The organism is Pseudomonas sp. GW821-FHT09E04 (genome assembly GCF_059416185.1).
In genome coordinates this window covers 398,737-423,375 of the sequence record NZ_JBWKOR010000006.1, presented here as the reverse complement: position 1 = coordinate 423,375, position 24,639 = coordinate 398,737, and the positions used below count along the sequence as shown (strand labels likewise).

The following is a 24,639-nucleotide window of genomic DNA, read 5'->3' as shown; positions in this document are numbered from 1 at the left end:
ACCCCCGACAGACTTCTGGTTTGTCGGGGGTTTTCTTTTGTCTGCCAAACACCAAGGCTCTAACGAACAGGTTTCAGCAGATACAAAAAAGGCCCCTTCACAGAAGGAGCCTCCCTATCGGTGCTTACCGACGGCAGCCGCCGTTGTTGAAAGGACCGGCAACACGAACCCAGCCACTGGCTTGCGGAACGTTGCTGCACATAGTACGGCCGGTCGAAGCCGACTCATAAAGCCACCAGGAAGCCGGAGCAGCTTGAACAACGACTGCACCCAACAGCAAACTTGCGGCCAAAGTCAGACCAAAACCAATACGCAGCGACATAACGATCTCCATTTCAAATAAACGTCTCAAACGGCCGTCAGCGCAATAACTTCATAGTTCATCATCTTGCCGACACAACCAGAGACAGCAGTAAGAGTGTTGCAACCGAACACCCATCCTTTCATCAAGACCCTGACGAAAGAGCGCGCACCTTACATTGCGAAACAACTAAAAACAATAAAGAAAATTCCCACAACCGAAATTATTTATTAATTAAATAAACTCAAAAAAAATCAACAAACACGCAAAAACCTACAACCTTAATTGCATATAAACCATTGACCCAAATCAAAAAAAATACGCTAACTAAAACCAGACACGCGACACAATCTTCCTTAATTAAAAACAACGCTCCAACAAGTTAACGTTTGTCTGCGCAATAAATTAACGCGCGAAGCCTCCGCCCAGCGCCAGGTACAGTCCCATTTGCGCCTGCAGTCGGTCGAAGCGATTCTGCGCCAGCGAAATTTGCGCGGCACGACGGCTCTCTTGCAGATCCAGCCACTCCTTGATACCCGTTTGCCCGCTGCGATAACGAATTTCGGCCAACCCTTCGGCTTTCATTGCGGCGACCAGAGCCTGCTCTCGCCGTCCCCCCTGATCAGCAAACTGCACTTGCGCCGACAGCGCATCTTCAACTTCCGCCAGCGCGATATAAAGGCTCTGGCGAAAATCGATTATCGCCGCCTCATAGTCCACCGCCGATATACCCACTGTGTACTTGCGAACATTCCATTGCACAAACGGCAGACTGATACCAACGCCCAATAGACCGACAGGGTTATTGAGCACCTGGCTTAACTCCCGACTACCACCCGTCGCCAGACCGCCAGTCAGTGTGAACGAAGGATAGAAACTGGCACGCGTTGCGTCATAGTTCGACAGCGCCTGGCGTAATCGCCATTCAGCCGCCTGCAGATCCGGGCGTCGATCAACCAGATCAGCCGGCAAGCCTGCCGGCACACTCGCCAATGCCGTCGAAGGTAATTGCACAAGTTCTGCAAACCGATGCTCGGGTGCCTGATCGAAGACAATGGCCAGTGCGTTGCGCGCCACTTCAAGTTGCTGCAGATAGTCGCTCAATACAGCACGCTGCGTGGCCAACACCTGCTCGGCTTGCGCCTCTTCAAGTCCGGTCGCCGCACCCGCCAGACGTTGAGACTGCACCAGTTGTAACGTCTGCTCGGCGTACCGGATACTTTCCCGCGCAGACCGGGCCAGTTCGTTGAACAGGCCGATCTGCCAATAAAGGCGCGCTGTCGTACCCACCAGACTCAGCGCACTGGCACGCCGGTCAAAATCGGTCGCCAACAGCGCCCACTGCGCGGCATCGCGCGTACTCGCCAGCCGCCCCCACAAATCGACCTCGTAACGCACCGACGAGCTCGTGGAAAATCGACGCTGGCCTGAATTGTCTCGATGTAGATTCCTGCTCCAGTCCGCCCCCGCCCCCACGTCCAGATCGGGCGTGATATTGGTCCCGGTGAGTCCTGCCTGAAGCGCTGCCCGACGCACTCTGAGCGCAGCCACTGCAAGATCGTTATTGCGCGCCAGAGCGTCGTCAACCAAGGCGTTCAGACATGGATCATCAAACGTTTCCCACCATCGCTCCCGCACACTCAATGAGCGCTCACGGGATGCGTCACCAAACCAGAAGGCCGGCGTCTTCACTTCCGGTTGACGGTATTCGCTGTGCAGCAGGGCGCTGCAACCACCCAACAACAAAGGCAACTGCAATGCCCAGATCCACTTGCGCTTCATGTACTTCATTCTCGGGACAACGCCTGAATGGGATCAAGCCGGGCGGCATTGCGCGCCGGGATATAACCGAACAACACGCCGACCAGCAGCGAACACAAACACGCTGAAATCATGGCCAGAGCCGTGAACTCCATAACGATTGCCTGCACGAAGTAGCCGAACACCTGGCTGATCAACAACGAAAGCAGGACGCCCAACAAGCCCCCTAGCAGACAGACCAGCACAGCCTCGATCAAAAACTGCTGCAGAATGTCCGCGCGCCGCGCGCCGACGGCCATGCGGATGCCAATCTCCCGGGTACGCTCGGTGACCGATACCAGCATGATATTCATCACCCCGATACCACCGACCAAGAGCGAAATGAACGCCACGGCAGAGATCAGCAGCGTCAGGGTGTCCGTGGTTTTCTGTACGATTTTCAGGATGCTGTCGCTGGAACTGAGGAAAAAATCCGCGCGCCCATGACGTGCCACCAACAATGTTTGCAGTGCTTGTTCTGCCGCGGGACTGGCAACCTGCTCCTTGAGCCGAACCTTGATCGAATTGAAATGGCTCTGCCCCAACAAGCGCCCCATTACCGTCGTATAAGGCAAATAGACTTGCAGACTCGGCCCTGAAAAACCGTCATCGCGACTTTCCATGACCCCCACCACCGTACAAGGCAGGCCACCAACCAGGATGACTTTGCCCAGCGGTTGCTCCCAGTCCTTGAACAGCCGTTGTCGAGTGTTGTGGTCAATGATCAGTGTCTGAGCGCGGCGCATCACATCGCCTGCATTGAACATCGCGCCCTGGGTCACGCGGATGCCCATCACCTGAAAGTAATCCTGGCTGACACCATTGACCGTGGCACTGACATGCAGATTGCGGTAACGAATCGTCCGGCTGCCATTGACCATCGCAGAAACACTGTCTACCCAGGACTGCGCCTGGATGATCCGCAAGTCCACGGGCTGCAATGTCCGGATTGAAGCTGCCTGCTCATCCCCCCAATCCTTGCCGGGATAAACATCGATGGTATGGGTGCCCATCGCACTGATATCACGCAGCACCCGGGTCTGTGCGCCCTGCCCCAGCGCTACCACCGAAACCACCGAGGCAATACCGATGACGATCCCGAGCATGGTCAGCAATGTGCGCATGCGATGGCTGCGCAGAGAGATCCAGGCCATCTTGAAGGCCTCGCTGAAGCGGCGCCAACGCACCGCCGTCGCGTCACGCTCCTGAGTTTGCGGGATGTCGCCTGGCTCGGTGACCGGCGCCGCAAGCACCTTGCGGTCGGCATTCAAACGATCACCGACGATTTCGCCATCATGTATCTCGATGATGCGGTCTGCGTACTGCGCCACCTGCGAGTCATGGGTCACGATAATGATCGTGTGACCGCTGCGATGCAGTTCACGCAGGATCGCCATCACCTCCTCGCCACTGCGCGAGTCCAGCGAGCCGGTGGGCTCGTCGGCCAGAACAACCGCACCGCCATTGATCAGCGCACGAGCAATGCTGACCCGTTGCTGCTGCCCACCGGAGAGTTGCGCTGGCCGATGCAGCATGCGCTGACCCAGACCGAGACGTTGCAGCAGCCCCCTGGCCTTTTGCCGATGCTCGGTAAACGGCTGATCGGCGTAAATGGCCGGCACCTGCACGTTGGCCTCCGCACTCAGATGCGACAGCAAATGAAAGCGCTGAAAAATGAATCCGAAATGCTCACGACGCAGCGTCGCCAGCTCATCGCTACTCATTTCGGCCATGTCAGCACCGTTGATGCTGTAGCGGCCAGCAGAGGGACGATCCAGGCATCCGAGGATATTCATCAGACTGGATTTTCCAGAGCCCGACGGCCCGACGATCGCTACCATTTCACCGGCGGCGATGGTCAGGTTCACGTCGCGCAGCACATGAGTCCGTGCCTCACCCTCGGCGAACCAACGCTGCACGCCTTCAAGAGCCAACAACGGCGTGACCGGCAGCTCGTCTTTCACGGGATCTGGCGTCCAGCCATGAAGATTACTGGCGCTGCTCATCGAGGCTCCGGCTCTTCGCCGAGAACGACTTCGTCATTTTCCTTGAGCCCGTCCAGCACCTGAACGCTCAGGTCATTTCGCAACCCGGTTGTCACCAGCACCGTCTGCGGCTGACCATCCACCAGTCGGCGAACTTCGTAGCGACCGTCAGCGGCACGCTTGCCCAGCGCAGCCACCGAGACCGTTGTGGCTTTGGGCACCGAGTCGAGCAGAACGCTGACCTGCGCCGTCATCGAGGTGCGCAACGAACGATCGTCATTGGGTACGTCAAATAGCGCGTTGTAGTACACCGCTGCATCGGCGCCGCCGGCAGTCGAGCCACCGCCACCCTGCATTTGATCCTGCCGGGCAATGGACTCGGGCGCAGGCTCTACCGCCCGTATATGGCTGGTAAAACGCCGGTCCGGATCACCCAGAATATTGAAGGACACGGCCTGGCCCGCCTTGACCCGAACCACGTCAGCTTCCGAAATTCGCGCTTCGACCGTCATCCGGTCCAGACGGGCAAGTATCAGCAATGTCGGGACACTCTGTGCGGAAACGACGGTCTGGCCCTGTCTGGTCACCACGGCAATGACCTCGCCGTCCATCGGCGCACTGATCCGCGTATATCCGAGGTTGACTTCGGCGATCCTGATTTCTATCTCCGCCTGGGAAATCTGCGCAGCCAGGGATGCCAGCTCGGCGCGCGAACTTTGCAGCTGCGCCTCGGCAATTTCCAGATCGGCCCGCGATCCGGCTTCACTGGCAACCAGGCTTTGCTTGCGACGAAAATCAAGTTCGTACTGGCGGATCATCGCCTGTCGGGCTTTGTATTGCGCGCGGACACTGAGCAACGCAGCCCGGGATTTGAGCAATTCATTCTGTGGCAGCAACGGGTCGATTTCAGCCAACAGCTGACCCTGGCGAACCGTATCACCCAACCCGGCTTTCAGACTCTGGAGTTGCCCATTGACCTGCGCGCCGACGCTGACTTGCTGGAAGGGCTTGACCGTACCACTGGCCAATACGGTCTCTTCAAGATCTTCAACGGTGACGGTCGCTGTCAGGAATTTCTTTGGAGGGGTGCCCCAGCCTTGGCCCCATACAAACCAGACCAACAAGGCAACAACGGGCAGCGTCCCGAACACGATTCGGGAGCGAGAGAAAAAAACCATGAAGTAGTCGTTACATCCCTGTCAGTGGTTGGGCGAACCGCTCATTGGCGCCCGGGTATAGCGTGAGCAGGCGTGTGAATACACGCGCGCAAATGCGAATGCAGCGGACGAGTGGCCCCGGCGCGCGCATTAAACAAGAAAGCCCCTCAAAGAGGGGCTTTCCGTTACAGCTTTTTACAAAGCATCGATATCAGGTCATCTGAATGATGGTCTGCATGATGGTGCTCTGGGTGGAGATGGTCTTGGCGTTCGCCTGATAGTTGCTCTGGCCCTTGATCAGGTCTACCAGTTCGTTGGTCAGGTTAACGTTGGACTCTTCCAGCGAGTTGGACTGGATGGAGCCCAGAGTGCCGGTTTCCGGAGCGTCATAACCCGGAATGCCCGACGCGAAGGTTTCCTTCCAGCTGGTGCCGCCGATCGCTTGCAGGCCTTGTTCGTTGGTGAAGCTGGCCAGCGCAACCTGGCCGATGGCCTTGTTCTGGTTGTTGCTGAAGTTTGCGAACAGGGTACCGGTGCCGTCGATGGTCAGGTTAGTGATCTGGCCAGTGGCATAGCCGTCCTGAGTCGGGATCGAGCGCGCGGTGTCGGCGTTGTACTGAGTGGTACTGGCCATCGAAATGGTGATGCCGGCCGGGTTTGCTGCTGCACCGTTAGGCTTGAAGGTGCCGTTGACGACATTGCCTGGTACCCAACCGGTGATCTTCAGGTCACTGCTGATCACCGGACCAGGCAGAGTGCTGACCTGAGTCAGCTTGCCAGCAGAGTCGAAGGTCATGGTCGAAGGCACCGGGGCGGTGGTTTTCGGATCACTGCCGGTAGCGTCCGGGTTGCGACCGTCGACCAGGGTGTAGACCTTCCAGGTGTTGGCACCGGTTTTCACCACGTACTGATCCATCGGGTGCATGTTGCCCTGGCTGTCATAGATCGGGGTGCTGAACGACTTGGTGTAGGTCGCCAGGTTGGTCGGGTCGAATTTGCCGGCTGGAACCGTGTCGTCGATCACCGGAGCGGTCGAGTTCAGGTTGATAGTCGAAGTCACCAGCGAAGTGGACTTCGGTGCCAGGTTCGAGGTGTCGATCTTCAGGTCGGTCAGTACGCCGTTGATGACCTTGCCGTTGGCATCCACACCATAACCTTGCAGGCGCGAGGTGTAGTCGGTGTTGGTGATGAAACCCTTGTCGTCGACCTTGAACGTACCGGCACGGGTATAGGAAATCGAGCCGTTGTTGCTCATGGTGAAGAAACCGGAGCCGTTGATGCCCATGTCCAGCACGTTACCGGTGTTGTTGATGTCACCCTGGGTGAACTGCTGGGAAACGTTGGCCAGGCGCACGCCGTTGCCGATGACCTTGCTGCCGCTACCCAGGCGAGTCGCCGAGTAGACGTCTTCGAATTCTGCGCGAGACGATTTGAAACCGGCGGTCGCGACGTTGGCGATGTTGTTGCCGGTCACGTCCAGTTGCTTGTTGGCTGCATAGAGACCGCTAAGGCCGATATTGAAAGACATATTCCACTCCTTTGTGCCGGTTAGTCGGCTCTATATACCAATGGTTTGTACTTTGGACAGGGCAACGGTGCCCTTGCCGGACAGGTTGAGCATCAGCTCGCCGCCGGTCTGGCTGATCGTCACGCTGGTGACGGTGGCCGGCAGGTAGGTCGCCATATCGGTCGCGGTGCCGTTGATCGATGCGTTGGCCTTGACGGTATAGGTACCGGTCTTGACCAGGTTGCCGTCCTTGTCCTTGCCGTCCCAGGTGAAGCTCGCGGCGCCTGCGGCGCGACTGCCCAGATCGAGGGTGCGAACAATCGTGCCGCTGCTGTCGGTGATGCTGACGGTGCCGCCGGCAATCGACGACGGAACGGTGACCGAACCGGTCATGCCTTTGCTCGGATCGTCGAGCTGGACCGAGTTGGTCTGCACGATCACGTTGCGACCGACCAGCGAAGAAGCCTGCAGGGCTTGCGACGAGTTGTAATTGCCGGCCAGCGAACTCACGGTGCTGTTGAGGGTAGTAATACCCTCGAGGCTGCTGAACTGCGCCAACTGGGCAACGAATGCGCTGTTGTCCTGCGGGTCGAGCGGGTTCTGGTTTTTCAGCTGGGTTACCAGCAATTGCAGGAACGCGTCCTTGCCCAGGGCCTGGCCGCCGGTGGAACTGTTAGTGGCCGAAGCAATGCCATCGGTTGTCGAACTGGTCTTTTTCGACGAGTTCGCCAGGATGTCCTTCATGCTCAGGCTGCTGGTGGTATCGGAAACACTCATGGCAGTCGCCCCTTATTACTGACCGAGGGTCAGTACCTTCTGCATCATGGTTTTGGCCGTGTTCATCATTTCGGCGTTGGTCTGGAACGAACGGCTCGCGGAAATCATGTCAGCCATTTCTTCCACCACGTTGACGTTCGGGTAGTAGACGTAGCCCTTGGCGTCGGCGGCCGGATGGTTCGGCTCGTAGCGCGCTTCGAGGTTGCTCTGGTCTTCGACCACGCCCATGACCTGCACGCCCTGGCCGGCCGCGTCCTGGTTCTGGAACAGCGAGTTGCTGCCGCCGCTCTGGCCGCCCTGGAACATGGTGGCGAACACCGGGTGACGGGCGCGATAGGTCTGGTCGATGCTCGACGAGACGGTTTCGGCGTTGGCGATGTTCGAAGCCACGGTGTTCAAACGCGTGGTCTGTGCGCTCATGCCGCTGCCGGCAATGTTGAAAACGCTGGACAGGGACATGGATTACTCTCCGCGCAGGGCTGACACCAGCCCTTTGAATTTGCTGTTGAGCAGCGTGAAGCTGGCCTGGAAGCCGACGGCGTTTTCCGCGTAGTTCGACTGTTCCAGTTGGGCATCAACGGTGTTCTGGTCGATCGACGGCTGCATCGGCGTGCGATACATCAGCGACTCGTCGCCATTGCCCAGGCCTTCAGCTTCGATGTGACGGCTGTTGGTCATGTTCAGGGCGATAGTGCCGTTGGCGTTCTTCTGGCTCTGTGCCTCGAGCACTTTGGAGAACTCCAGATCCCGAGCCTTGTAGTTCGGGGTGTCGGCGTTGGCGATGTTGTTGGCCAGGACTTCGGCACGCTGGGCGCGGAAGCCCAGGGCTTTTTCGTGAATTCCGAGCGCTTTATCGAAGCTGATGCTCATGTCGGGAACCTTCAGGTGACCGGGTTTTTCGTAACTGGGTTATAGCAAGCGTCGTGCCAGTTTTAAAAAGCCCCGGATTCCGGGGCTTTGCAGGTGATCGGCAATGCGGCAATGCCAGAAAAGCGGCAACGGGTTTCCGCCGGATGCCGCTTTTCTGCCGCTTGCCGTCACTGCAAAAACGGTCAGGCATAAAAAAACGGGAGCCCCTGAGGACTCCCGTTTTTTGTGTTGCCGGTGCCAATCACTTCGCCTGGTAAATGATCCCCGGGCTGCACTGGACCATCTGGTAATGGTCCGGCAAACCGTTCAGCGCTTCGGAAGCGCCGAGGAACAGATAACCGCCCGGCTTCAGCGTGCTGTGGATACGCAACAGGATGTCTTTCTTCACCTCGGCGGAGAAGTAGATCAGCACGTTGCGGCAGAACACGATGTCGAACTTGCCAAGGCTTGCGTAGCTGTCGAGCAAGTTGAACGAGCGGAACTCCACCCGGTTCTTGATCGGCGCCTTGATCACCCAGCGCCCCGGCCCTTTCGGGTCGAAGTAGCGCTGCAGACGATCGGCGGACAAGCCGCGACCGATCGCCAGGCTGTCGTACTCGCCGGTCTTGCAGTTGGTCAGCATGCTGCCGGACAGATCCGTGGCAACGATCTGTACGCCCATTTTCAACTGACCGATGTTGGTCCGTTCGAACTCGTCGATCGACATCGACAGCGAATAGGGTTCCTGACCCGACGAGCACGCCGCCGACCAGATCCGCAGACGCTGGTTGGGAGCAGCCTTGATCGCTTCGGGCAGCACCTTGTTCTTCAAGACTTCAAACGGATAGGTGTCGCGAAACCACAGGGTTTCGTTGGTCGTCATGGCATCGACCACCTGCTCGCGCAAACCGCTGCGCGGCTGGGTCTGGATGCGCTGTACCAGCTCACCCAGGGACTTGATGCCTTGCTGCTCCATCAGTTTGTTGAGACGGCTCGAGACCAGGTACTGCTTGTTTTCACCGAGCAAAATGCCACAGGCTTTTTCCAGGAAGACCCGGAACTGTTCGAAATCCAAATTACCCGTAGACAAATGATGCCGCCTCTTAAATCGTGTTGACCGCCAGGGACGAAAAGTCCCTAGCTGATATCTGCTGCTTTGATCCGGTCGACTACCCGGGATGCCAGGTCATCAGGACGGAATTTGGCCAGGAAGTCATCGGCACCGACCTTCTTGACCATCGCCTGGTTGAACACACCCGACAACGAAGTATGCAGGATGATATGAAGCTTTTGCATGCGAGGGTCGCTGCGGATTTCGGCCGTCAGGGTGTACCCGTCCATCTCCGGCATTTCGATGTCGGAGATCATCATCAGGAACTCTTCTTCCGGCTTCTTGCCCTCATCGACCAGCTTGCGCAGGTAATCCAGCGCCTGCTTGCCGTCGTTCAGCGCCACCACTTCAACGCCAACCGTCTGCAGGCAACGCGTCACCTGCTTGCGCGCCACCGACGAGTCATCGACCGTCAGCACCCGCAGAGACAGCGCCTTGCTCTGGGTCTCGACATCCACCACGCCGACCGAAATCGCTTCCGGTGTCGGTGCGACTTCCGCCAGCACCTTCTCGACGTCGATGATTTCGACTAACTGATTGTCCACCCGAGTCACAGCGGTCAGGTAATGATCACGACCGGTCCCCTTGGGTGGCGGATGGATCTCTTCCCAGTTCATGTTGACGATACGTTCCACCGAGCGCACCAGGAAACCCTGGGTCTTGGTGTTGTATTCCGTGATGATCACGAACGGACTGTTCTTGTCTTTCAACGCCCCGGAGCCGGTTGCCATTGCCAGATCAAGGATCGGAATGGTCGCCCCCCGGATATTCGCCACCCCGCACACGACAGGACTGGACTTGGGCATCAGCGTCAGTTGCGGGCACTGCAGCACTTCCCGAACCTTGAACACGTTGATCCCGTAGAGTTGCTGGCCGTCGAGACGGAACAACAACAGCTCCAGGCGATTCTGCCCCACCAGTTGCGTGCGCTGGTTCACCGAATCCATTACACCAGCCATGCCCAGACTCCTACACCAACGCCAAGTGTTGTTGCGACGCACATTCATTGCTAAACGGCACGGCGCTTGCTTTTTAACTCTTATGAACATTCAAACGACATTTTTCCGACGCCTGACATCCCCCCTTCGCAGAGGACTTTGCGCGATGTCTGCCGCTTGCCTGTTTTTCGCGGGCAGCCCTGCCATTGCTGATGCGGTTACCTTGCCTGACATGCTTATCGGCGTCACTCAGGGCTTTCTTGAATTCACCGTAGAAGACTATCTGGCTACCAGTCAAACGGAAGGGCGTTATGAAATCGAGGTCAAGCAGCTCGATCCGCGCATGCACATGCCTATGTGCGACAAGGAATTGACAGCGTCGCTGGAGAGCCCGGCACGTCCTTTGGGACGCGTAACCGTCAAGGTTCGCTGCGAAGGCGCCTCCCCCTGGACCGTGTTCGTACCCGCTCAAGTCCGCCTGTTTCGCCCGGTCGTGACCACCACTCGCCCGCTCAAGCGCGCCGGCATCATCGAGCCTCAGGACGTGACCCTGCGCGAGCATGATGTGAGCCTGATCAACCAGGGCTTCCTGACGTCGGTGGATGAGGCGATCGGGCAAAAATTAACCCGACCAACGGTCGCCGACCAAGTAATTACCCTGGTGCATCTGGAACAGGCGGAAGTCGTTCGCAAAGGCGATCAAGTGGTGATTACCGCCCGCAGCGGCACGCTCTCCGTGCGCATGCCGGGCGAGGCCCTGTCCAACGGTGGCCTGAAAGAACAGATTCGAGTGAAAAACCTCAATTCCCAACGGGTCATCAAGGCGCAGGTCATGGCGCCGGGCCAGGTGGAAGTGGCAATGTGAGCAACGATTGGAGCAATGACAGAAAAGCCTCGTGAGGGATCGCGCAGAAAACTGGCGCCAACCTGAGCTGTTCCCTAAACTGTGCCGCAGCAGGATCTGTGCGGCGCATGCAGGCTCATTGGTAAAAGAGCCTAAAGTTTTCCAGGGGATGGCCGAGAACATGGCAAGCGTCCAAATTCCCAGAGGTTTTTAACATGGTCATCGATTTCAGCCGTTTGAACAGCTCCTCGTCACTTACGGGCAGTACACGTACCAGCACGCCTAAGGAAACCGCCGAAACCGGTACTTCCGCGACGCTGAATACCCCGGCCGAACAGGCCAGTACCGCAAAAAGCGGGGAATCGGTACACCTCAGCAATGAGGCTCAACAGTTGCAGAAGGTCACTGACAAGCTGCGCGATCAGCCTGCCGTCGACAAAGCCCGCGTGGCCGAGTTGAAAGCAGCGATTGCCGATGGCAGCTATAAAGTCGACAGCAACCGTGTAGCCAGCAAACTGCTCAACTTCGAAGCCCAGCGCTAGGCCTCGGTCAGCGCCAGGCTTTTGGACGCTTAAAACCCAAGGCCAGCCATGCACGACACTACTTTATTGCAACTGATCACCGACGACTTTGCTCCAGCTCAACAATTGCTGGAGTTACTGCAATCCGAGTCCCTCGCCTTGCACGGTCGCGACATGCCGCTGCTGGAAGAAATTCTGGCGCGCAAACAGGCATTGATCATTCTGCTTGAGCAGCATGGCCGCAAACGCAGCGAAATCCTCGCCAGCCTCAATCTGTCGCTCGACCGTCAAGGCCTGGAACAACTGGCCAGCCAGTCGAGCATCGGCGAGCAGTTGCTGACCCAGAGCGACGTTCTGACCGATCTGATCGCCCAGTGCCAGGCGACCAATGCCAAAAATGGCCAGTCGATCGTGATTCAGCAGGCCGCCACGGCCAATCAGCTGAAAATCCTCACCGGCGGCGAGCCACCCGCGCTCTATGACGCCAGTGGCACCTTCTCCAAACTGCAGAAACCCCGCGCGCTCAGTCAGGCGTGATGCGTTCTTCTATGCTTGCGCCCTATCAACGCGCGAAACATGCTGGCAAAATACTGGCCAGCCGTAGTCAAATTTTGTCTGGAGATTGATTTAACGTGTCCAACGTCCTCAGCGCGGATGATTCTCCGCAGCCACCAAAGGTGCTCACCACGCCTCTGGAAATCTCCAGCAACCTGCGCCAGCTGCAAGAGAGCCACGATCCGCTGATCATCACCTTTCACGAACGCAGCCAGCGCTTCCAGAGCTACCTGATCAAGGTTGACCGGGATACCGCCACGATTGCCCTGGATGAAATGATCCCGCGCGATGGCGAACGCTTCCTGCTGGCGGGCGAGCCGTTCAAGGTCGAAGGTTTCCATGAAGGCGTACGCATTGCCTGGGAATGCAACGGCACGCTGGATATCAAGGAATCCGACGGTGACCGCTTTTACATTGGCGAGATGCCCACCGAAGTGGTCTATCACCAGCGCCGCAACGCCTTTCGCGCGGCACTGAAGCTGACCGATCTGGTCAGCGTCGAACTGGGTGGCGAAAAGCTCAAGTCGCCGATCGGTGGCAAGTTGCTGGATATTTCCGCCACCGGCTGCAAGCTGCGTTTTGAAGGTGATATCACCGACCGCCTGCAACTGGGCCAGGTCTACGATCGCCTGATCGCCCCGCCGCTGTTCGGCAATCAGCCAACATCGGTCGAGCTGCGCTACCTGCACTTCGAAGAAAAACTCAACATCACCTTCGCCGGCCTGCGCTTTCACAACATCAGCGGCCCGGCGGCGCGTAACGTCGAGCGTTTCGTCTATCAGCTGCAACGCGAAGCACGGCGTTTCGACAAAGACGATCTCTGATTCGTACGCACCATGAAAAACGGGCAGTCCCTTGCGGTGACTGCCCGTTTTTTATGCCTGGTGTTTTTTCAGAATCAAGGCCTGGCGCCGCTGATGTCCGGCGCAGGATTGTCGTTGCCGGCCTCAGGCTCCACAGGTGACTCAGATTCAGGTGCCGGTTCAGGCGCGGCGTTATTCTGCATCTGCTCCTGCACCACTTGCTCATCGACCCGCGGATCGAGCGCGGCCACCAGCGGCGAACTGGACATGCTGTCCGGCATCGCCACGTGATGCAGCGGTGCGTCGTCGACCTGGTGCAGATTGGTCACGGCTTTCGGCCGGATGCGCCACACCAGCACCAGCGCGAAGAAGCTGAAGAACGCATACAGGCTCTGGCTACCGAACATTTTCATCAACACACCGGCCAACAACGGCCCGATGCTGGCGCCGACCCCGTAGGTCACCAATAGCATCGCCGTCAGCGAGACCCGCCGATCCCCTTCGACATGGTCGTTGGAGAACGCCACGGCCAGCGGGTACAGGCAGAACTGCACCAGCGAGCACAGGAAACCGACGCCGAACAAGACCTCCAGAGGCACCTGCGGCAGGATCGCCAGCGGCAACGCGGCGACAGCCAGAAACCCGGCAAAGCAACGGATCAGCAAGGCCCGGTCATAGCGGTCCGAGAGCCAGCCCAACGGCCACTGCACCAGCAGCCCGGCGAAAATGCAGGTACCCATAAACAGACCGACCTGCTCGGTGGACAACCCCTGCTGCGAGGCATAGAGCGGCGCCAGACCGTAGAACGAACCGATGATCAAACCGGCACCGAGTACCGTACTCAACGACTGCGGTACGCGCTTGATAAAGAAGCGAGGCTCCATCGGTGCCGGATGCAACGGCGCCGGGTGAATCCGTCGGGTCAATGCCACCGGCACCAGACACAGGGCAAAACACAGGGCGACCAGCATCAGCAGTTCCAGGCCCAGCCCCGGGTGCATGACCAGAATCAGCTGACCGAGTACCAGCCCCAGGTACGAGGCGATCATGTAGCCACTGAACACCACGCCGCGCTGGTTGGCGTCAGCCTGTTCGTTCAGCCAGCTCTCGATCACCATGTACTGGCACATCATGCCGAGGCCGACGATGGTCCGCAGCACCAGCCAGGCCGGCAACCAGTCCACCAGACCATGACCGAGCACCGCCGCGCCGACGATCCCGGCACACGCCGAGTAAGCGCGGATATGCCCGACCCGGGCAATCAACCGGTGACCGATCTTGCCGCCCAGCACCAGACCGAAATAGTTGGCCGCCATCAACGCACCGACCCACAGTCCGTCGACATGGTCGGCCGCCAGGCGCAAGGCGAGATAAGTAGAAAGAAGGCCCGAGCCGATCAACATCATCAGCGAGGCGAAATACAACGCTCGAAAGGATTTCCAGATTTGGCGCATCGGCGTTCCGAGCGGCTCCTTGCGGTGAGTATCGGGCTATCAAACGATAGCCCGATGGCGACAGTTCGTCAGGCCTGGGCAGCTAGAACACGCCGTTCCCAGGGAGTGATTTCATCAAAGAAACTGGTCAACTCCATGGTTTTCGAAGCGATGTAGCCTTCGATGAACTCCTTGCCGAACAGTTCCTTGGCCAACTGGCTGCGTTTCAGACGCTCAAGTGCAGCGTGCATCGTGCACGGCAGCGAAAGATTGTCCGGCACTTCGAATTCACCCTGGATCGGCGCGCTCGGCTCCAGCTCATGTTCGATACCGTGCAGACCGGCCGCCAGGCTCGCGGCAATCGCCAGGTAAGGGTTGGCATCGGCGCCCGGCAAACGGTTCTCGACCCGACGGGCGACCGGCGAACTGGCCGGAATCCGCAGGCCCGCAGCACGGTTGTCGTGGGACCAGCAAGCATTGTTCGGCGACGCAAACGGGTGGCACAGGCGCTGGTAGGAATTGACGTTCGGCGCAAACAGCGCAGTGAAGTCAGCCATGCCCGCCTGCTGCCCGCCGATGAAGTGGCGAAACATCGCGGTCGGCTGACCGTTCTCATCGCTGAACACATTCTTGCCGCTACCGATCTCGACGATGCTCTGGTGAATGTGCATCGAACTGCCCGGCGTGTGCGCCAGCGGCTTGGCCATGCAGACCACGGTCAGGCCATGCTTGAGCGCGACTTCCTTGAGCAGGTGTTTAAACAGGAAGGTCTGGTCGGCCAGCAACAGCGGATCACCGTGCAGCAGGTTGATCTCGAACTGGCTGACGCCCATTTCGTGCATGAAGGTATCGCGCGGCAGGCCCAGGGCCGCCATGCATTTGTAGACTTCACTGAAGAACGGTCGCAGACCGTTGTTGGAGCTGACGCTGAAGGCCGAGTGACCGTCCTCACGACGACCGTCGAGACCGACTGGCGGCTGGAACGGTTGGGTCGGGTCAGTGTTCGGAGCGAACACAAAGAATTCGAGTTCAGTCGCCACTACCGGCGCCAGGCCGAGAGCTGCGTAGCGAGCAATGACTTTCTTGAGCTGGCCACGGGTCGACAGGTTGGAGCTTTCGCCGGTCAGTTCGTCGGCATCACAGATGGCCAGCGCGCGCGGCTCCTGGCTCCACGGTAGAGGATGGATTTGCGCAGGGTCGGCCACCAGCGCCAGGTCGCCATCATCGCTGCCGTAGAACCGCGCAGCGGGATAGCCCCCCATGATGCATTGCAGCAGCACCCCCCGGGCCATCTGCAAACGCCGCCCTTCGAGGAAACCCTCGGCGGTCATTACCTTGCCTCGTGGTACGCCGTTCAAATCCGGCGTGACACATTCAATCTCATCAATGCCCGTCAATCGCTGCGCGAGTGAACGCTGGCCATCGGTTGTCATGACGCAATCCTTGTTATTGTGCGAGCCGCGAACGGCGACCCGGACAAAATAGGCTTCAGCTGTTCGGAATATCAAGCAGCGGCCAACAAAAAGACTTCGAGTCGATGAATCCGTGATTCAGGGCAGGTAAATACTGAACACACCGCCACCCAGTGGCCCGCCATTGCGGATCTCGGTCCGGCCGCCGACACCGTTGCGCTGATGCAGCGCCGCGATGCGCCCGGCGAAGTACAGACCGAGGCCGGTACTGCCGCTGCTGTGATTGATGCCCTGCACATAATCGGCCTGGCGCTCGAGCATCTCGACCGGGTAACCGGGGCCATCGTCATTGATGCTCAGAACCAGCTGCCCGGCTTCGTCGCTGACGGTGATCAGCAGCGATTCACGGGCGTAACGGATCGCGTTGTTGATGCAGTTGCCGAGCACCGAGGCGATCAGTTCCCGGTCGAAGAAACCCAGGGGGCTGAGCGGGTCGACTTCATAAGTGGCAATGATCCCGCGACTGGCGAAAACCTCCTGATGTGCCGCCAGTTGCGCCTCGATGAAATCGTCCAGCTCGTGATAGGCCGGCTGCAACGGCATCTGGTTGACGCCGAGCTTGTACAGCCCGAGCAGCTGTACCAGCATGCCGTTGAGGTGGGCGAATTCGAAGTCGATCACGCCCTGCTCCGGCACCTTGCGCTGGGCCTCGGGCAGACGCGCCAGCCATTGACTGTGAGCCTGCATCAGCATGGCCAGAGAGTTCTTCATGTCGTGCACGGTGGAGGCAATCACCGTGGAAAAATCCAGTGCCTGCTCGTCTTGGTTCATTCGCCAAACGCCTTGCTTTTCAGCTTCTGATAACGCGGATAACGCGCGTCGGTGTCGGGCATCATGCCCACCAGTTTCAGGCAGGTCCGACATTCTTCCAGCTCCGCCGACGGCACACTGGTGTCGGTGCCGTGCAGCAGCGACTGCGCCATGTTCAGCGCAATACTGATGTTCTTCGGTTGCATCTTCAGCGCCTTGCGGAATACCTCGCGGGCCTCCACCAGGTTGCCGGTCTTGTACACGCGCACGCCCTGACGGTTGAGGTCGGCGGCGGCATTGCTGGAGCTGAGAATAGTCGGGTCGTCGGTGAGCTTGGCGATGTCTTTCATCACCGTCGGGTCATCGCCGTAGATTTCCGCGCAGCTCTTGAGCATCGACGTGCCCGCCTCGGCCTGGCCGAGCATCTGCAATTGCTTGGCGACCAGCAGCGCGGCTTCGGGGCTCATGAACTGCTCCATGCCGTCGAGACGCATCAGCGCTTGCTCGGTGAGTTTCTCGGCGGTCTCGGCGTCGTTGAGCAGCAGACTGGTGGCCTTCATCAGACGCGCACGAATCTGCAGGCCGGGGTCGGTCGGGTTTTCCTTGGCCACGGCACTGAGGGTGGTGTTGATCTCCAGTCGCGTGCGGGTATCGAGGCCTTTCTCGCTGCCCTTGCTGATCAGCGCATGGGCCAGGCCCAGATTGCTCTCCGGGTCCTTGAAGCGCGACTGCGCGCCTTGGGACACGGCCTGACGGTAGGCCCGCGACGCCGTGTCGAAATCCTCGTTGGCCATCGCCAGTTTGCCGAGCAGTGCCTGGCGACGTACCGCCAGCGGCGACAGACGGATCGCCTCTTCCAGCACCTGTTGCGCGCCCTTGGTATCGCCTTCAGCCACCAGGACATCCGCCATGCCGTCGTACAGCGCCGGCATCATCGGGAATACCTTCAGGGCTTTTTCATACACGCCTTTGGCCTGGGCAATCTGACCGCGCTTGAACAGCAACTTGCCCAGACCGGCAAATGCCCATGGCAGCGGTCGGTCGGCGATGATGCTGTCATACAGCCGCTCAAGTGCTTCGTTCTGATTCATGTCGCGCAAGGCATCGGCGCGGTAACGCAGGCACAGCGGCGAATAGCGGATGTCCTGTTTGCACAGGGCGATACAGGCGTTGAGCACTTCGACCGGTTTGCCACGGTCGAGGGCCTGCAGAATCGGCTTGAGCAGGGTCTTGCGCTGCTCCAGACGCTCCAGGCGCTGGGCCAGGCCGATGCGGTTGAACGGCTTGGTCAGGTACGCATCCGGCTCGTGCTCCAGGGCACTGAGCACCATCGCCTGACTGGTCTCGGCGGTGACCATCACAAACACCGCTTCGTGACTGATCAGCTTGTCCACCATCAGGTCTTCCAGCACCTGCTGACCGTTTTTCTTGCCGTCACCGAGGTGGAAGTCCTGGAGGATGAAGTGATAGGACTTCTGCGCGCACATTTTCAGCGCCTGCTCACCGGTGTCGGCGGTGTCCACGTCCTTGACGCCCAGCTCGCGCAACATCGAGCGTACGGAACTGCGGAAATCCGAGAAATCATCGACGATCAGAAAACTCTTTTGGTGATACGACAGCATCGAGGATTTCCAGGCAATTGAAGAGGATGGACCGAGGGCAAATTTCAGGCGCGCAGATGATAGCTGCCGGCCAAATGCTATCAAGCGATTTCGTGCGACTCTGAAGTCACCGAATGGGTTATCGGCCGGATCAACGGTTCTCTTGAAGCGGGGCTTCAAGATTCGTTGTACAGCGATTACCCTGCGCGCCTGCTCCCACCCTCCTACTTCAAGGTTTTCATCGTGTACATCAAAGGACGCTACATCGTGTCGGCCTGTGCGCTGCTGTTTTTCCAGCAGGCACAGGCGAGCGGAATGGACTGCACAAAGGCTGTGAGTGTTGTGGAAACCACCATTTGTGCGAACAAGCCTCTGTATGAGCTGGATGCGCAGATGGCCTCGATTTATGGGCGGTTAATCAGGGCTATTGCGCCGGGACAGGCCGGGATCAAGACTGCCCAGCGCGAGTGGCTGAAGACAAGGGAAGCGTGCGGCGAAGATCTGGATTGCCTGAATCGGAGCTATTCACATCGCATAGAAGGATTGCATGCGCAGTGGATCGACGCCGTCGCCTATCAACCTGACGACACCGATAAACAGGTCATGCAAGATCTGCAACAACGCATTCGCGCCGCGACCAAGGTCAAACCGGAGTTTGCCTTGGAACGGACGCTGGGTTCTCTCACGATCAGCAAGGGTCAAACCTCATTCGATGGCGATCCAAATGATGACCCGTCCGAGGATCACACACTGTTTCCCAAAACCATTCCCAAGGGTGTCACACAGGATGAATGGAAGGCGCTGACCGCATCAGGACTCGAAGCAGATGCAGAGCAAGGTCGGGCCAGTTACACACTTGTGGATCTGGACGGTGACGGTCAACGCGACTTACTCATTGCAACCTACACCGGCGGCACCGGCCTGTTCACGTTCTATGAAACCTTTCGCCGTGATGGAGAGCGGTTTACTCGCCGATTGACGCCTTATGATCCTGAATCAGGCGCTGGCAGCTCGTTGTTTTCCGTTAGTGAACGCGGAGCCGAACAATGGGCAAGCTGGATCAAGTCTCACGGGAGAACCTATCTCGCCTTCCGCGATGGCTCATACGGTGTTGATGAGCTGTACTTGATCAATCCCCTGAAGATCAATCGTCAGATACCAACAATTACGGTTCGGTACGACTACCAACTCACCGTGCCCCGCAACCAAAACCGCGAGAACGACAATACCGCCTACAAGCTTCAACCAGGTTTGCAAAAGACGCTCAGCCAAGCGTTGACCAAATCGAACGCTGGCAAACCACAGCAGCCGAGCGAGCATAAAGGCCCTCTCTGCCCCATTCCTGCATCGGGAGAAGGCGACGATACCTACTACAGCTATGGTGCCGGCTACTACGTAGACGAACCTGTGACCGATATGCCGGTGATCATCGGCAAAGAGTGCTACATCGCAAGATTGATCAATTGGTATGGGCGTTACGGCGATAAAGACGGGCTGTATGCAAAGTTGATGTTGCGCAAGCCGGGGTCGACGGATCCGGAGCAGAGTTACTCGGTCAGAGGACGTCGACATGTGACGCAGGTCAGTTCCGAGATCAGTACTCGCGGAGCCGAGCTTTTCTAGCAGTTGATTCTGCGCCGCCGAGAGCCACAAAAAAGCCCCGCCAGATCACTCTGCGCGGGGCTTTTGAATGTGTGGTGTCCCAGGGCAGGTTCGAACTGCCAACCTTCCCCTTAGGAGGGGGATGCTCTATCCAATTGAGCTACTGAGACACAGGACTGTCGGTGCGACAGACGGCGTGCATGTTAACGGCCAGGCCCTGATTTGTCATGTCGTCCGCAGGCTTTTTAAGTGTAGGCAGGCGCCCTGCAATGCAGTCGGACGTTTTATCGTGCAATTTGCACCCCTCCAAAAAGCCATCATTGCAGAATGCAATCCACGCCCTGCTAAAAACCCTGCTAAATGCTTGTTTTTAAAGGACTTGGCAGCGGTTAGACTAGTGGCACGACGACTGCTTCAGTCATTCTTATAAAAGAACAACTGGAGAACCGCCTCATGAACCGCGTCCTCTTGCTCGCCAACGCAATCGCCCTGATGGTTCTGGTGGGGTTTCAATTCGTTCCCCAGCACAGTGAGGCAGTAGCCCAGCGCATGCCGCATTACCTGCAAGTACAGAAGGCGCCACAATGGGCAGTGCTGAGCGATCAGCGCGGTGGAGTTGCGCAAGATGTCAGCGAGTCAGATCAGGCACAGACGACACCGATGTCCGAACGCCTGGTGTTTTGAATCATTTTCGGAGTACAGCATGTCCAAATCCGCCCTGGGGTTGTTGATCCTCGCTTTCTTGAGCGGTGTTTTGCATTTCTCGCTGTTCGAAGAGACGGAAATCTCTTTGCCCCTGATTGGCTGCGGCGTTTTCGCTGTGCTGTTTGCGCTGGCCCTGGTTGCCGGGCGCAAGATCAAGTTTGATCCGGTACTGCGTTGAGCTTGATTAGATCCAACAGGTGACCAACGGCATCGGCCAGGTCGCCCGAATTGTCGATCAGATGCACAGTCATGTCAGTTGAACGCCTTTCCTTGAACAGCGCATTGCGAGCGAGCCTGGCATCGATCTGTTCAAGCGTCTCCCGGCCACGCCTGAGCAAGCGCTCACGCAACACATCATCCCGAACCGTCAGCAACACTGGCACCAATGTCGGGTAGCCTTCCAGAGCTTGTCGAAGGTTCGCCCGAGAGCCGTTGACCAGCACATGCTTCCCGGCTTTCAACCATTGGTCCATTTCCACCGGAATTCCGTAAGAGAGGCCGTTGGCTTGCCACGCGAGAGAAAATTCCCCGGCGCGCTGACGCTGTTCGAACTCTTGCGGCGTCACACCGATCGCATCCTCGCCCACCGATTCAGCCGAACGCGTGATCACCCGCCGCATCACTTCGCAGTTCAACGCACGTAATGGCTCACGCGCAGCCTCGATCAGACTGTCCTTGCCGGAACCGGATGGCCCCATGAGATAAATCAGCCTGCCATCCATCCTGAAAACGCCCTCCGGCGGGCATTTGCCCCTAGTAAATCGGCCATTTGCCACTATCCTGTACAAGGTAAGGAACAAGGATTCTAGCCGCATAGCATGCACGGTCTGACGTCTTCGGGCATCTGTTCGTGCGCTTCAGGACGCGGTCAGCGATACGGGCCGACGCATTCTTTTCAAACCAGTCCGCATTTCTGATAATTGGTGCTGGCATTACGCCTTTACCCGGATCAATATTTGTCACAGAATTGACGCCAATGATCTGGCAATTTTGAGGCATGATGCGAGCCTCTTAACAATTCAGGTTGAACCATTTGGCGCGGATGCTTGTCCTACGACTCATCCTGCGGCCAATCCCGAGAACCGCTCCCCTGAACTAACCGGTTAAATATATGCGCCCATTGAAACAGGCAATTTATTCCAGCCGTACGGCTGACAAGTTCGTCGTACGTCTGCCAGACGGAATGCGTGAACGCATTGCCGAGGTGGCTCGCAATCATCATCGCAGCATGAACTCCGAGATCATTGCGCGCCTTGAGCAGAGTCTTATTCAGGAAGGTGCACTGGGCGAAGAGCTGAGCATGCGCCTCGACAGCCCGGAGCTTTCGCTGCACGAACGCGAGTTGTTGCAACGCTTCCGCCAACTCTCCCATCGCCAGCAGAACGCGCTGGTTTCTCTGATCGCCCACGACGCCGAAATGGCCGCAGACGCATCCTGAGTCAAACCGAACATCTCAAGCCAGCATGAATGCTGGCTTTTTTTTGCCCGCTATTCGGGTTTTTCAAGGACGAAAAAAAGCCCGCCAATCGGCGGGCTGTTTCGATACGGACAATCAGAGCAGGAATATCGTCGCCAATCCCAGGAAGATGAAGAAGCCACCACTGTCGGTCATGGCCGTGATCATCACGCTGGCCCCCATTGCCGGATCGCGCCCCATCTTCGCCAGGGTCATCGGGATCAACACCCCCATCAGCGCCGCCAGCAGCAGATTCAGCGTCATGGCAGCCGTCATCACGACGCCCAGCGACCAGCTGCCATACAGCAAGTAAGCCACCACGCCGATCACACCGCCCCAGACCAGGCCGTTGATCAACGCCACGGCGAGCTCCTTGCGCATCAGGCGCGAAGTGTTGCCGGTGCTGACCTGATCGAGTGCCATGGCGCGAACGATCATGGTGATCGTCTGGTTGCCGGAGTTTCCGCCAATGCCCGCCACAATCGGCATCAGGGCCGCCAATGCCACCAGCTTCTCGATCGAGCCCTCGAACAGACCGATCACCCGCGACGCGACGAATGCCGTGATCAGGTTGATCGCCAGCCACGCCCAACGGTTGCGCAGGGATTTCCAGACCGACGCGAAAATGTCTTCCTCTTCACGCAGACCCGCCATGTTGAGGACTTCGCTTTCACTCTCCTCACGAATCAGGTCGACCATTTCGTCGATGGTCAGACGGCCGATCAGCTTGCCGTTCTTGTCGACCACCGGGGCCGAGATCAAGTCGTAACGTTCGAACGCCTGAGCAGCGTCATAGGCGTCTTCGTCCGGGTGGAAACTCACCGGATCGCTGGCCATCACTTCGGAAACCTGTTTCTCCGGATCATTGACCAGCAAACGCTTGATCGGCAGCACGCCCTTGAGCACGCCGTCGTAATCGACCACGAACAGTTTGTCGGTATGGCCCGGCAGCTCTTTGAGGCGGCGCAGGTAACGCAGAACCACTTCGAGACTGACGTCCTCACGGATGGTCACCATCTCGAAGTCCATCAGCGCACCGACCTGCTCCTCGTCATAGGAAAGGGCCGAACGCACACGCTCGCGTTGTTGCTGATCCAGGGTCTCCATCAGCTCATGGACGACGTCTCGCGGCAGCTCGGAGGCCAGGTCAGCAAGTTCGTCGGCATCCATGTCCTTGGCGGCAGCCAGGAGCTCGTGATCGTCCATGTCGGCGATCAGCGTTTCACGGACGGAGTCGGATACTTCGAGAAGAATGTCGCCGTCGCGATCAGCCTTGACCAACTGCCAGAGCGTCAGACGATCGTCCAGCGGCAGGGCTTCAAGAATGTAGGCAACGTCGGCGGAGTGCAGATCATCGAGCTTGCGTTGCAGCTCGACGAGATTTTGCCGGTGGACCAGGTTCTCGACCCGGTCATGATGTGCGCCTTCCTGGCGGTGAGTCAGGTCTTCGACGACCCGTTGGCGCTGCAGCAGCTCAACGACCTGAGCCAGGCGATCCTGCAGGCTTTCCTGTGTTTTCTTTACTTCGATTTCGGACATAGGCGAACTCCACTCCCAGCAGCGGGGCACGCCGGAAGGATCAATCAGTCAATTCATGATTGGTAAAACGGGGTACTGAGTAACTACTGGGTAAGTCCATGGAGGTTTTCCATAAGCCCCGGCGGGGCTGACGGGCGCAATGATACACCGCCTGACGGTTTTAAACGTTAAAAATCTAGGCTGAAACAAGCGCTTGCGAGACAAACCTGAGCGCTGTCCTGACTCTTCAGACTGCGACGACTCATCCTGAAAAGAAAACACACCGGCGGTGAAAAAACTGCCGACTACGCTTGAGGAGGAACGTCATGGAGGACGCCGAATGCCATCGAAAACATCCCGACTCATGCTGACCACCCTGCTCTGCCTCCCACCCACAGGGAACGCAACGACACTTCATCGCTGCGAAGCCCCTGACGGCAGCCTCACCTTCACGACACTGAGCTGCGCGAACGATGAGCATCTTTCACTTCAGGAAGTACGCCCCTATTCGCCTGGCTCCACGGTGGCACTGATGCCCGAAGCCCGGCACGAAGAAATATCCGGTATGAATATCAGAAAACGCGAAATGGCCGTCGTAGGGCGCACTCAGGACAAATGCGGAGATCTGATCGACGCGCGACAGAAGCGCGAAGCAATCATCAATCAACGAATCATCGCCGGCATGAGCCAACAGGACGTTGAAAGCGCCCTGGGCAAACCCGACAAGGTCAGCATTCGCAATTCGGCAACGAGCTATCGTTACGACCTCAAGCGAGGTCGCAGTGCTCAAGTCGATTTTGATGAGAAAGGATGCGTGACGGGAAAAGCCAAATCCCGGACAGCAAAAAGCCCGCGTTAAACGCGGGCTTTTTGGTATATGGTGCACTCGACAGGATTCGAACCTGTGACCGCTCGGTTCGTAGCCGAGTACTCTATCCAGCTGAGCTACGAGTG

At 58.1% G+C, this 24,639-nt stretch carries 25 protein-coding genes and 1 tRNA gene; 9 read left to right on the top strand and 17 right to left on the bottom strand.

Features of this window, described 5'->3' with window-relative positions; genetic code table 11:
* Nucleotides 1-124: 124 nt before the first annotated feature.
* From AC07N4_RS23655 to AC07N4_RS23610, 10 genes are all read right to left on the bottom strand, one after another.
* On the bottom strand, nucleotides 125-322 hold the full coding sequence (locus tag AC07N4_RS23655) for a hypothetical protein (RefSeq protein WP_096818055.1): 198 nt from the start codon (nucleotides 320-322) through the stop codon (nucleotides 125-127).
* Between the two features lie 384 nt (nucleotides 323-706).
* On the bottom strand, nucleotides 707-2,083 hold the full coding sequence (locus AC07N4_RS23650) for an efflux transporter outer membrane subunit (protein ID WP_493065953.1): 1,377 nt from the start codon (nucleotides 2,081-2,083) through the stop codon (nucleotides 707-709).
* 5 nt (nucleotides 2,084-2,088) lie between these two features.
* Nucleotides 2,089-4,107: a MacB family efflux pump subunit gene (locus AC07N4_RS23645; RefSeq protein ID WP_493065954.1), complete on the bottom strand. Its 2,019-nt coding sequence runs from the start codon at nucleotides 4,105-4,107 to the stop codon at nucleotides 2,089-2,091.
* Nucleotides 4,104-5,264, bottom strand: coding sequence for an efflux RND transporter periplasmic adaptor subunit (locus AC07N4_RS23640; protein ID WP_493065955.1), 1,161 nt, complete (start codon nucleotides 5,262-5,264; stop codon nucleotides 4,104-4,106). The genes AC07N4_RS23645 and AC07N4_RS23640 overlap by 4 nt, the downstream gene beginning before the upstream one ends.
* 190 nt (nucleotides 5,265-5,454) lie before the next feature.
* Complete coding sequence (flgE, locus tag AC07N4_RS23635) at nucleotides 5,455-6,771, bottom strand: flagellar hook protein FlgE (protein ID WP_096818063.1); 1,317 nt, start codon at nucleotides 6,769-6,771, stop codon at nucleotides 5,455-5,457.
* 30 nt (nucleotides 6,772-6,801) lie between these two features.
* Entirely contained in the window at nucleotides 6,802-7,527 is a 726-nt protein-coding gene (gene flgD / locus AC07N4_RS23630) for a flagellar hook assembly protein FlgD (RefSeq protein WP_096818065.1), read from the bottom strand.
* Between the two features lie 15 nt (nucleotides 7,528-7,542).
* Nucleotides 7,543-7,986, bottom strand: a complete 444-nt coding sequence (gene flgC, locus AC07N4_RS23625; RefSeq protein ID WP_007960329.1) for a flagellar basal body rod protein FlgC — start codon at nucleotides 7,984-7,986, stop codon at nucleotides 7,543-7,545.
* A 3-nt stretch (nucleotides 7,987-7,989) separates the two neighbouring features.
* Entirely contained in the window at nucleotides 7,990-8,397 is a 408-nt protein-coding gene (gene flgB / locus AC07N4_RS23620; protein ID WP_007960328.1) for a flagellar basal body rod protein FlgB, read from the bottom strand.
* Between the two features lie 241 nt (nucleotides 8,398-8,638).
* Nucleotides 8,639-9,466, bottom strand: coding sequence for a protein-glutamate O-methyltransferase CheR (gene cheR / locus AC07N4_RS23615; RefSeq protein ID WP_007960327.1), 828 nt, complete (start codon nucleotides 9,464-9,466; stop codon nucleotides 8,639-8,641).
* A 47-nt stretch (nucleotides 9,467-9,513) separates the two neighbouring features.
* The gene (locus tag AC07N4_RS23610) at nucleotides 9,514-10,446 is read right to left on the bottom strand and encodes a chemotaxis protein CheV (RefSeq protein WP_007960326.1); all 933 of its coding nucleotides are present in this window, start codon (nucleotides 10,444-10,446) and stop codon (nucleotides 9,514-9,516) included.
* Nucleotides 10,447-10,528: 82 nt separating this feature from the next.
* Here AC07N4_RS23610 and flgA point away from each other — a divergent pair, with 82 nt between their 5' ends.
* From flgA to AC07N4_RS23590, 4 genes are all read left to right on the top strand, one after another.
* Nucleotides 10,529-11,290: a flagellar basal body P-ring formation chaperone FlgA gene (flgA, locus tag AC07N4_RS23605; protein ID WP_493065956.1), complete on the top strand. Its 762-nt coding sequence runs from the start codon at nucleotides 10,529-10,531 to the stop codon at nucleotides 11,288-11,290.
* A gap of 194 nt (nucleotides 11,291-11,484) precedes the next feature.
* The gene (gene flgM, locus AC07N4_RS23600) at nucleotides 11,485-11,811 is read left to right on the top strand and encodes a flagellar biosynthesis anti-sigma factor FlgM (RefSeq protein ID WP_096818069.1); all 327 of its coding nucleotides are present in this window, start codon (nucleotides 11,485-11,487) and stop codon (nucleotides 11,809-11,811) included.
* Between the two features lie 48 nt (nucleotides 11,812-11,859).
* The gene (locus tag AC07N4_RS23595) at nucleotides 11,860-12,327 is read left to right on the top strand and encodes a flagella synthesis protein FlgN (protein ID WP_096818071.1); all 468 of its coding nucleotides are present in this window, start codon (nucleotides 11,860-11,862) and stop codon (nucleotides 12,325-12,327) included.
* A gap of 95 nt (nucleotides 12,328-12,422) precedes the next feature.
* The gene (locus AC07N4_RS23590; protein ID WP_096818072.1) at nucleotides 12,423-13,169 is read left to right on the top strand and encodes a flagellar brake protein; all 747 of its coding nucleotides are present in this window, start codon (nucleotides 12,423-12,425) and stop codon (nucleotides 13,167-13,169) included.
* A gap of 74 nt (nucleotides 13,170-13,243) precedes the next feature.
* On the opposite strand, the gene AC07N4_RS23585 is transcribed toward AC07N4_RS23590, so the two are convergent.
* From AC07N4_RS23585 to AC07N4_RS23570, 4 genes are all read right to left on the bottom strand, one after another.
* A complete protein-coding gene (locus tag AC07N4_RS23585) occupies nucleotides 13,244-14,602 on the bottom strand; it encodes an MFS transporter (protein ID WP_493065957.1) in 1,359 nt (452 codons plus the stop codon).
* Between the two features lie 68 nt (nucleotides 14,603-14,670).
* Nucleotides 14,671-15,912, bottom strand: coding sequence for a glutamine synthetase family protein (locus AC07N4_RS23580; protein ID WP_173861370.1), 1,242 nt, complete (start codon nucleotides 15,910-15,912; stop codon nucleotides 14,671-14,673).
* Between the two features lie 219 nt (nucleotides 15,913-16,131).
* The gene (locus tag AC07N4_RS23575) at nucleotides 16,132-16,824 is read right to left on the bottom strand and encodes a sensor histidine kinase (RefSeq protein WP_096818078.1); all 693 of its coding nucleotides are present in this window, start codon (nucleotides 16,822-16,824) and stop codon (nucleotides 16,132-16,134) included.
* Nucleotides 16,821-18,425, bottom strand: a complete 1,605-nt coding sequence (locus AC07N4_RS23570) for a response regulator (RefSeq protein ID WP_493065958.1) — start codon at nucleotides 18,423-18,425, stop codon at nucleotides 16,821-16,823. Before AC07N4_RS23570 ends, AC07N4_RS23575 begins: the two co-directional genes overlap by 4 nt.
* A gap of 222 nt (nucleotides 18,426-18,647) precedes the next feature.
* Between AC07N4_RS23570 and AC07N4_RS23565 the strand changes: the two genes are divergently transcribed.
* Nucleotides 18,648-20,027 (top strand): lysozyme inhibitor LprI family protein, encoded by a 1,380-nt coding sequence (locus AC07N4_RS23565; RefSeq protein ID WP_493065959.1) that lies wholly within the window; start codon nucleotides 18,648-18,650, stop codon nucleotides 20,025-20,027.
* A gap of 72 nt (nucleotides 20,028-20,099) precedes the next feature.
* On the opposite strand, the gene AC07N4_RS23560 is transcribed toward AC07N4_RS23565, so the two are convergent.
* Nucleotides 20,100-20,176: transfer RNA gene (locus AC07N4_RS23560), tRNA-Arg, on the bottom strand.
* A gap of 283 nt (nucleotides 20,177-20,459) precedes the next feature.
* On the opposite strand from AC07N4_RS23560, the gene AC07N4_RS23555 reads away from it, so the two are divergent.
* Together AC07N4_RS23555 and AC07N4_RS23550 are read left to right on the top strand one after the other, a co-directional pair.
* Nucleotides 20,460-20,690, top strand: a complete 231-nt coding sequence (locus tag AC07N4_RS23555) for a hypothetical protein (protein WP_493065960.1) — start codon at nucleotides 20,460-20,462, stop codon at nucleotides 20,688-20,690.
* Nucleotides 20,691-20,709: 19 nt separating this feature from the next.
* A complete protein-coding gene (locus AC07N4_RS23550; RefSeq protein ID WP_249482435.1) occupies nucleotides 20,710-20,889 on the top strand; it encodes a PA3371 family protein in 180 nt (59 codons plus the stop codon).
* On the opposite strand, the gene phnN is transcribed toward AC07N4_RS23550, so the two are convergent.
* The gene (gene phnN / locus AC07N4_RS23545) at nucleotides 20,864-21,433 is read right to left on the bottom strand and encodes a phosphonate metabolism protein/1,5-bisphosphokinase (PRPP-forming) PhnN (RefSeq protein WP_493065961.1); all 570 of its coding nucleotides are present in this window, start codon (nucleotides 21,431-21,433) and stop codon (nucleotides 20,864-20,866) included. The two genes, AC07N4_RS23550 and phnN, sit on opposite strands and share 26 nt — an antisense overlap.
* Nucleotides 21,434-21,822: 389 nt before the next feature.
* Between phnN and AC07N4_RS23540 the strand changes: the two genes are divergently transcribed.
* The gene (locus AC07N4_RS23540; RefSeq protein WP_003178899.1) at nucleotides 21,823-22,149 is read left to right on the top strand and encodes an Arc family DNA-binding protein; all 327 of its coding nucleotides are present in this window, start codon (nucleotides 21,823-21,825) and stop codon (nucleotides 22,147-22,149) included.
* 114 nt (nucleotides 22,150-22,263) lie between these two features.
* Here AC07N4_RS23540 and mgtE read toward each other — a convergent pair whose 3' ends face one another.
* Nucleotides 22,264-23,706 carry a magnesium transporter gene (gene mgtE / locus AC07N4_RS23535; protein ID WP_085730362.1) on the bottom strand — a complete coding sequence of 481 codons (1,443 nt, stop codon included), beginning with the start codon at nucleotides 23,704-23,706 and terminating at the stop codon, nucleotides 22,264-22,266.
* Between the two features lie 319 nt (nucleotides 23,707-24,025).
* Here mgtE and AC07N4_RS23530 point away from each other — a divergent pair, with 319 nt between their 5' ends.
* Nucleotides 24,026-24,544, top strand: coding sequence for a cell envelope protein SmpA (locus AC07N4_RS23530; RefSeq protein WP_273538922.1), 519 nt, complete (start codon nucleotides 24,026-24,028; stop codon nucleotides 24,542-24,544).
* Nucleotides 24,545-24,639 lie beyond the last annotated feature (95 nt).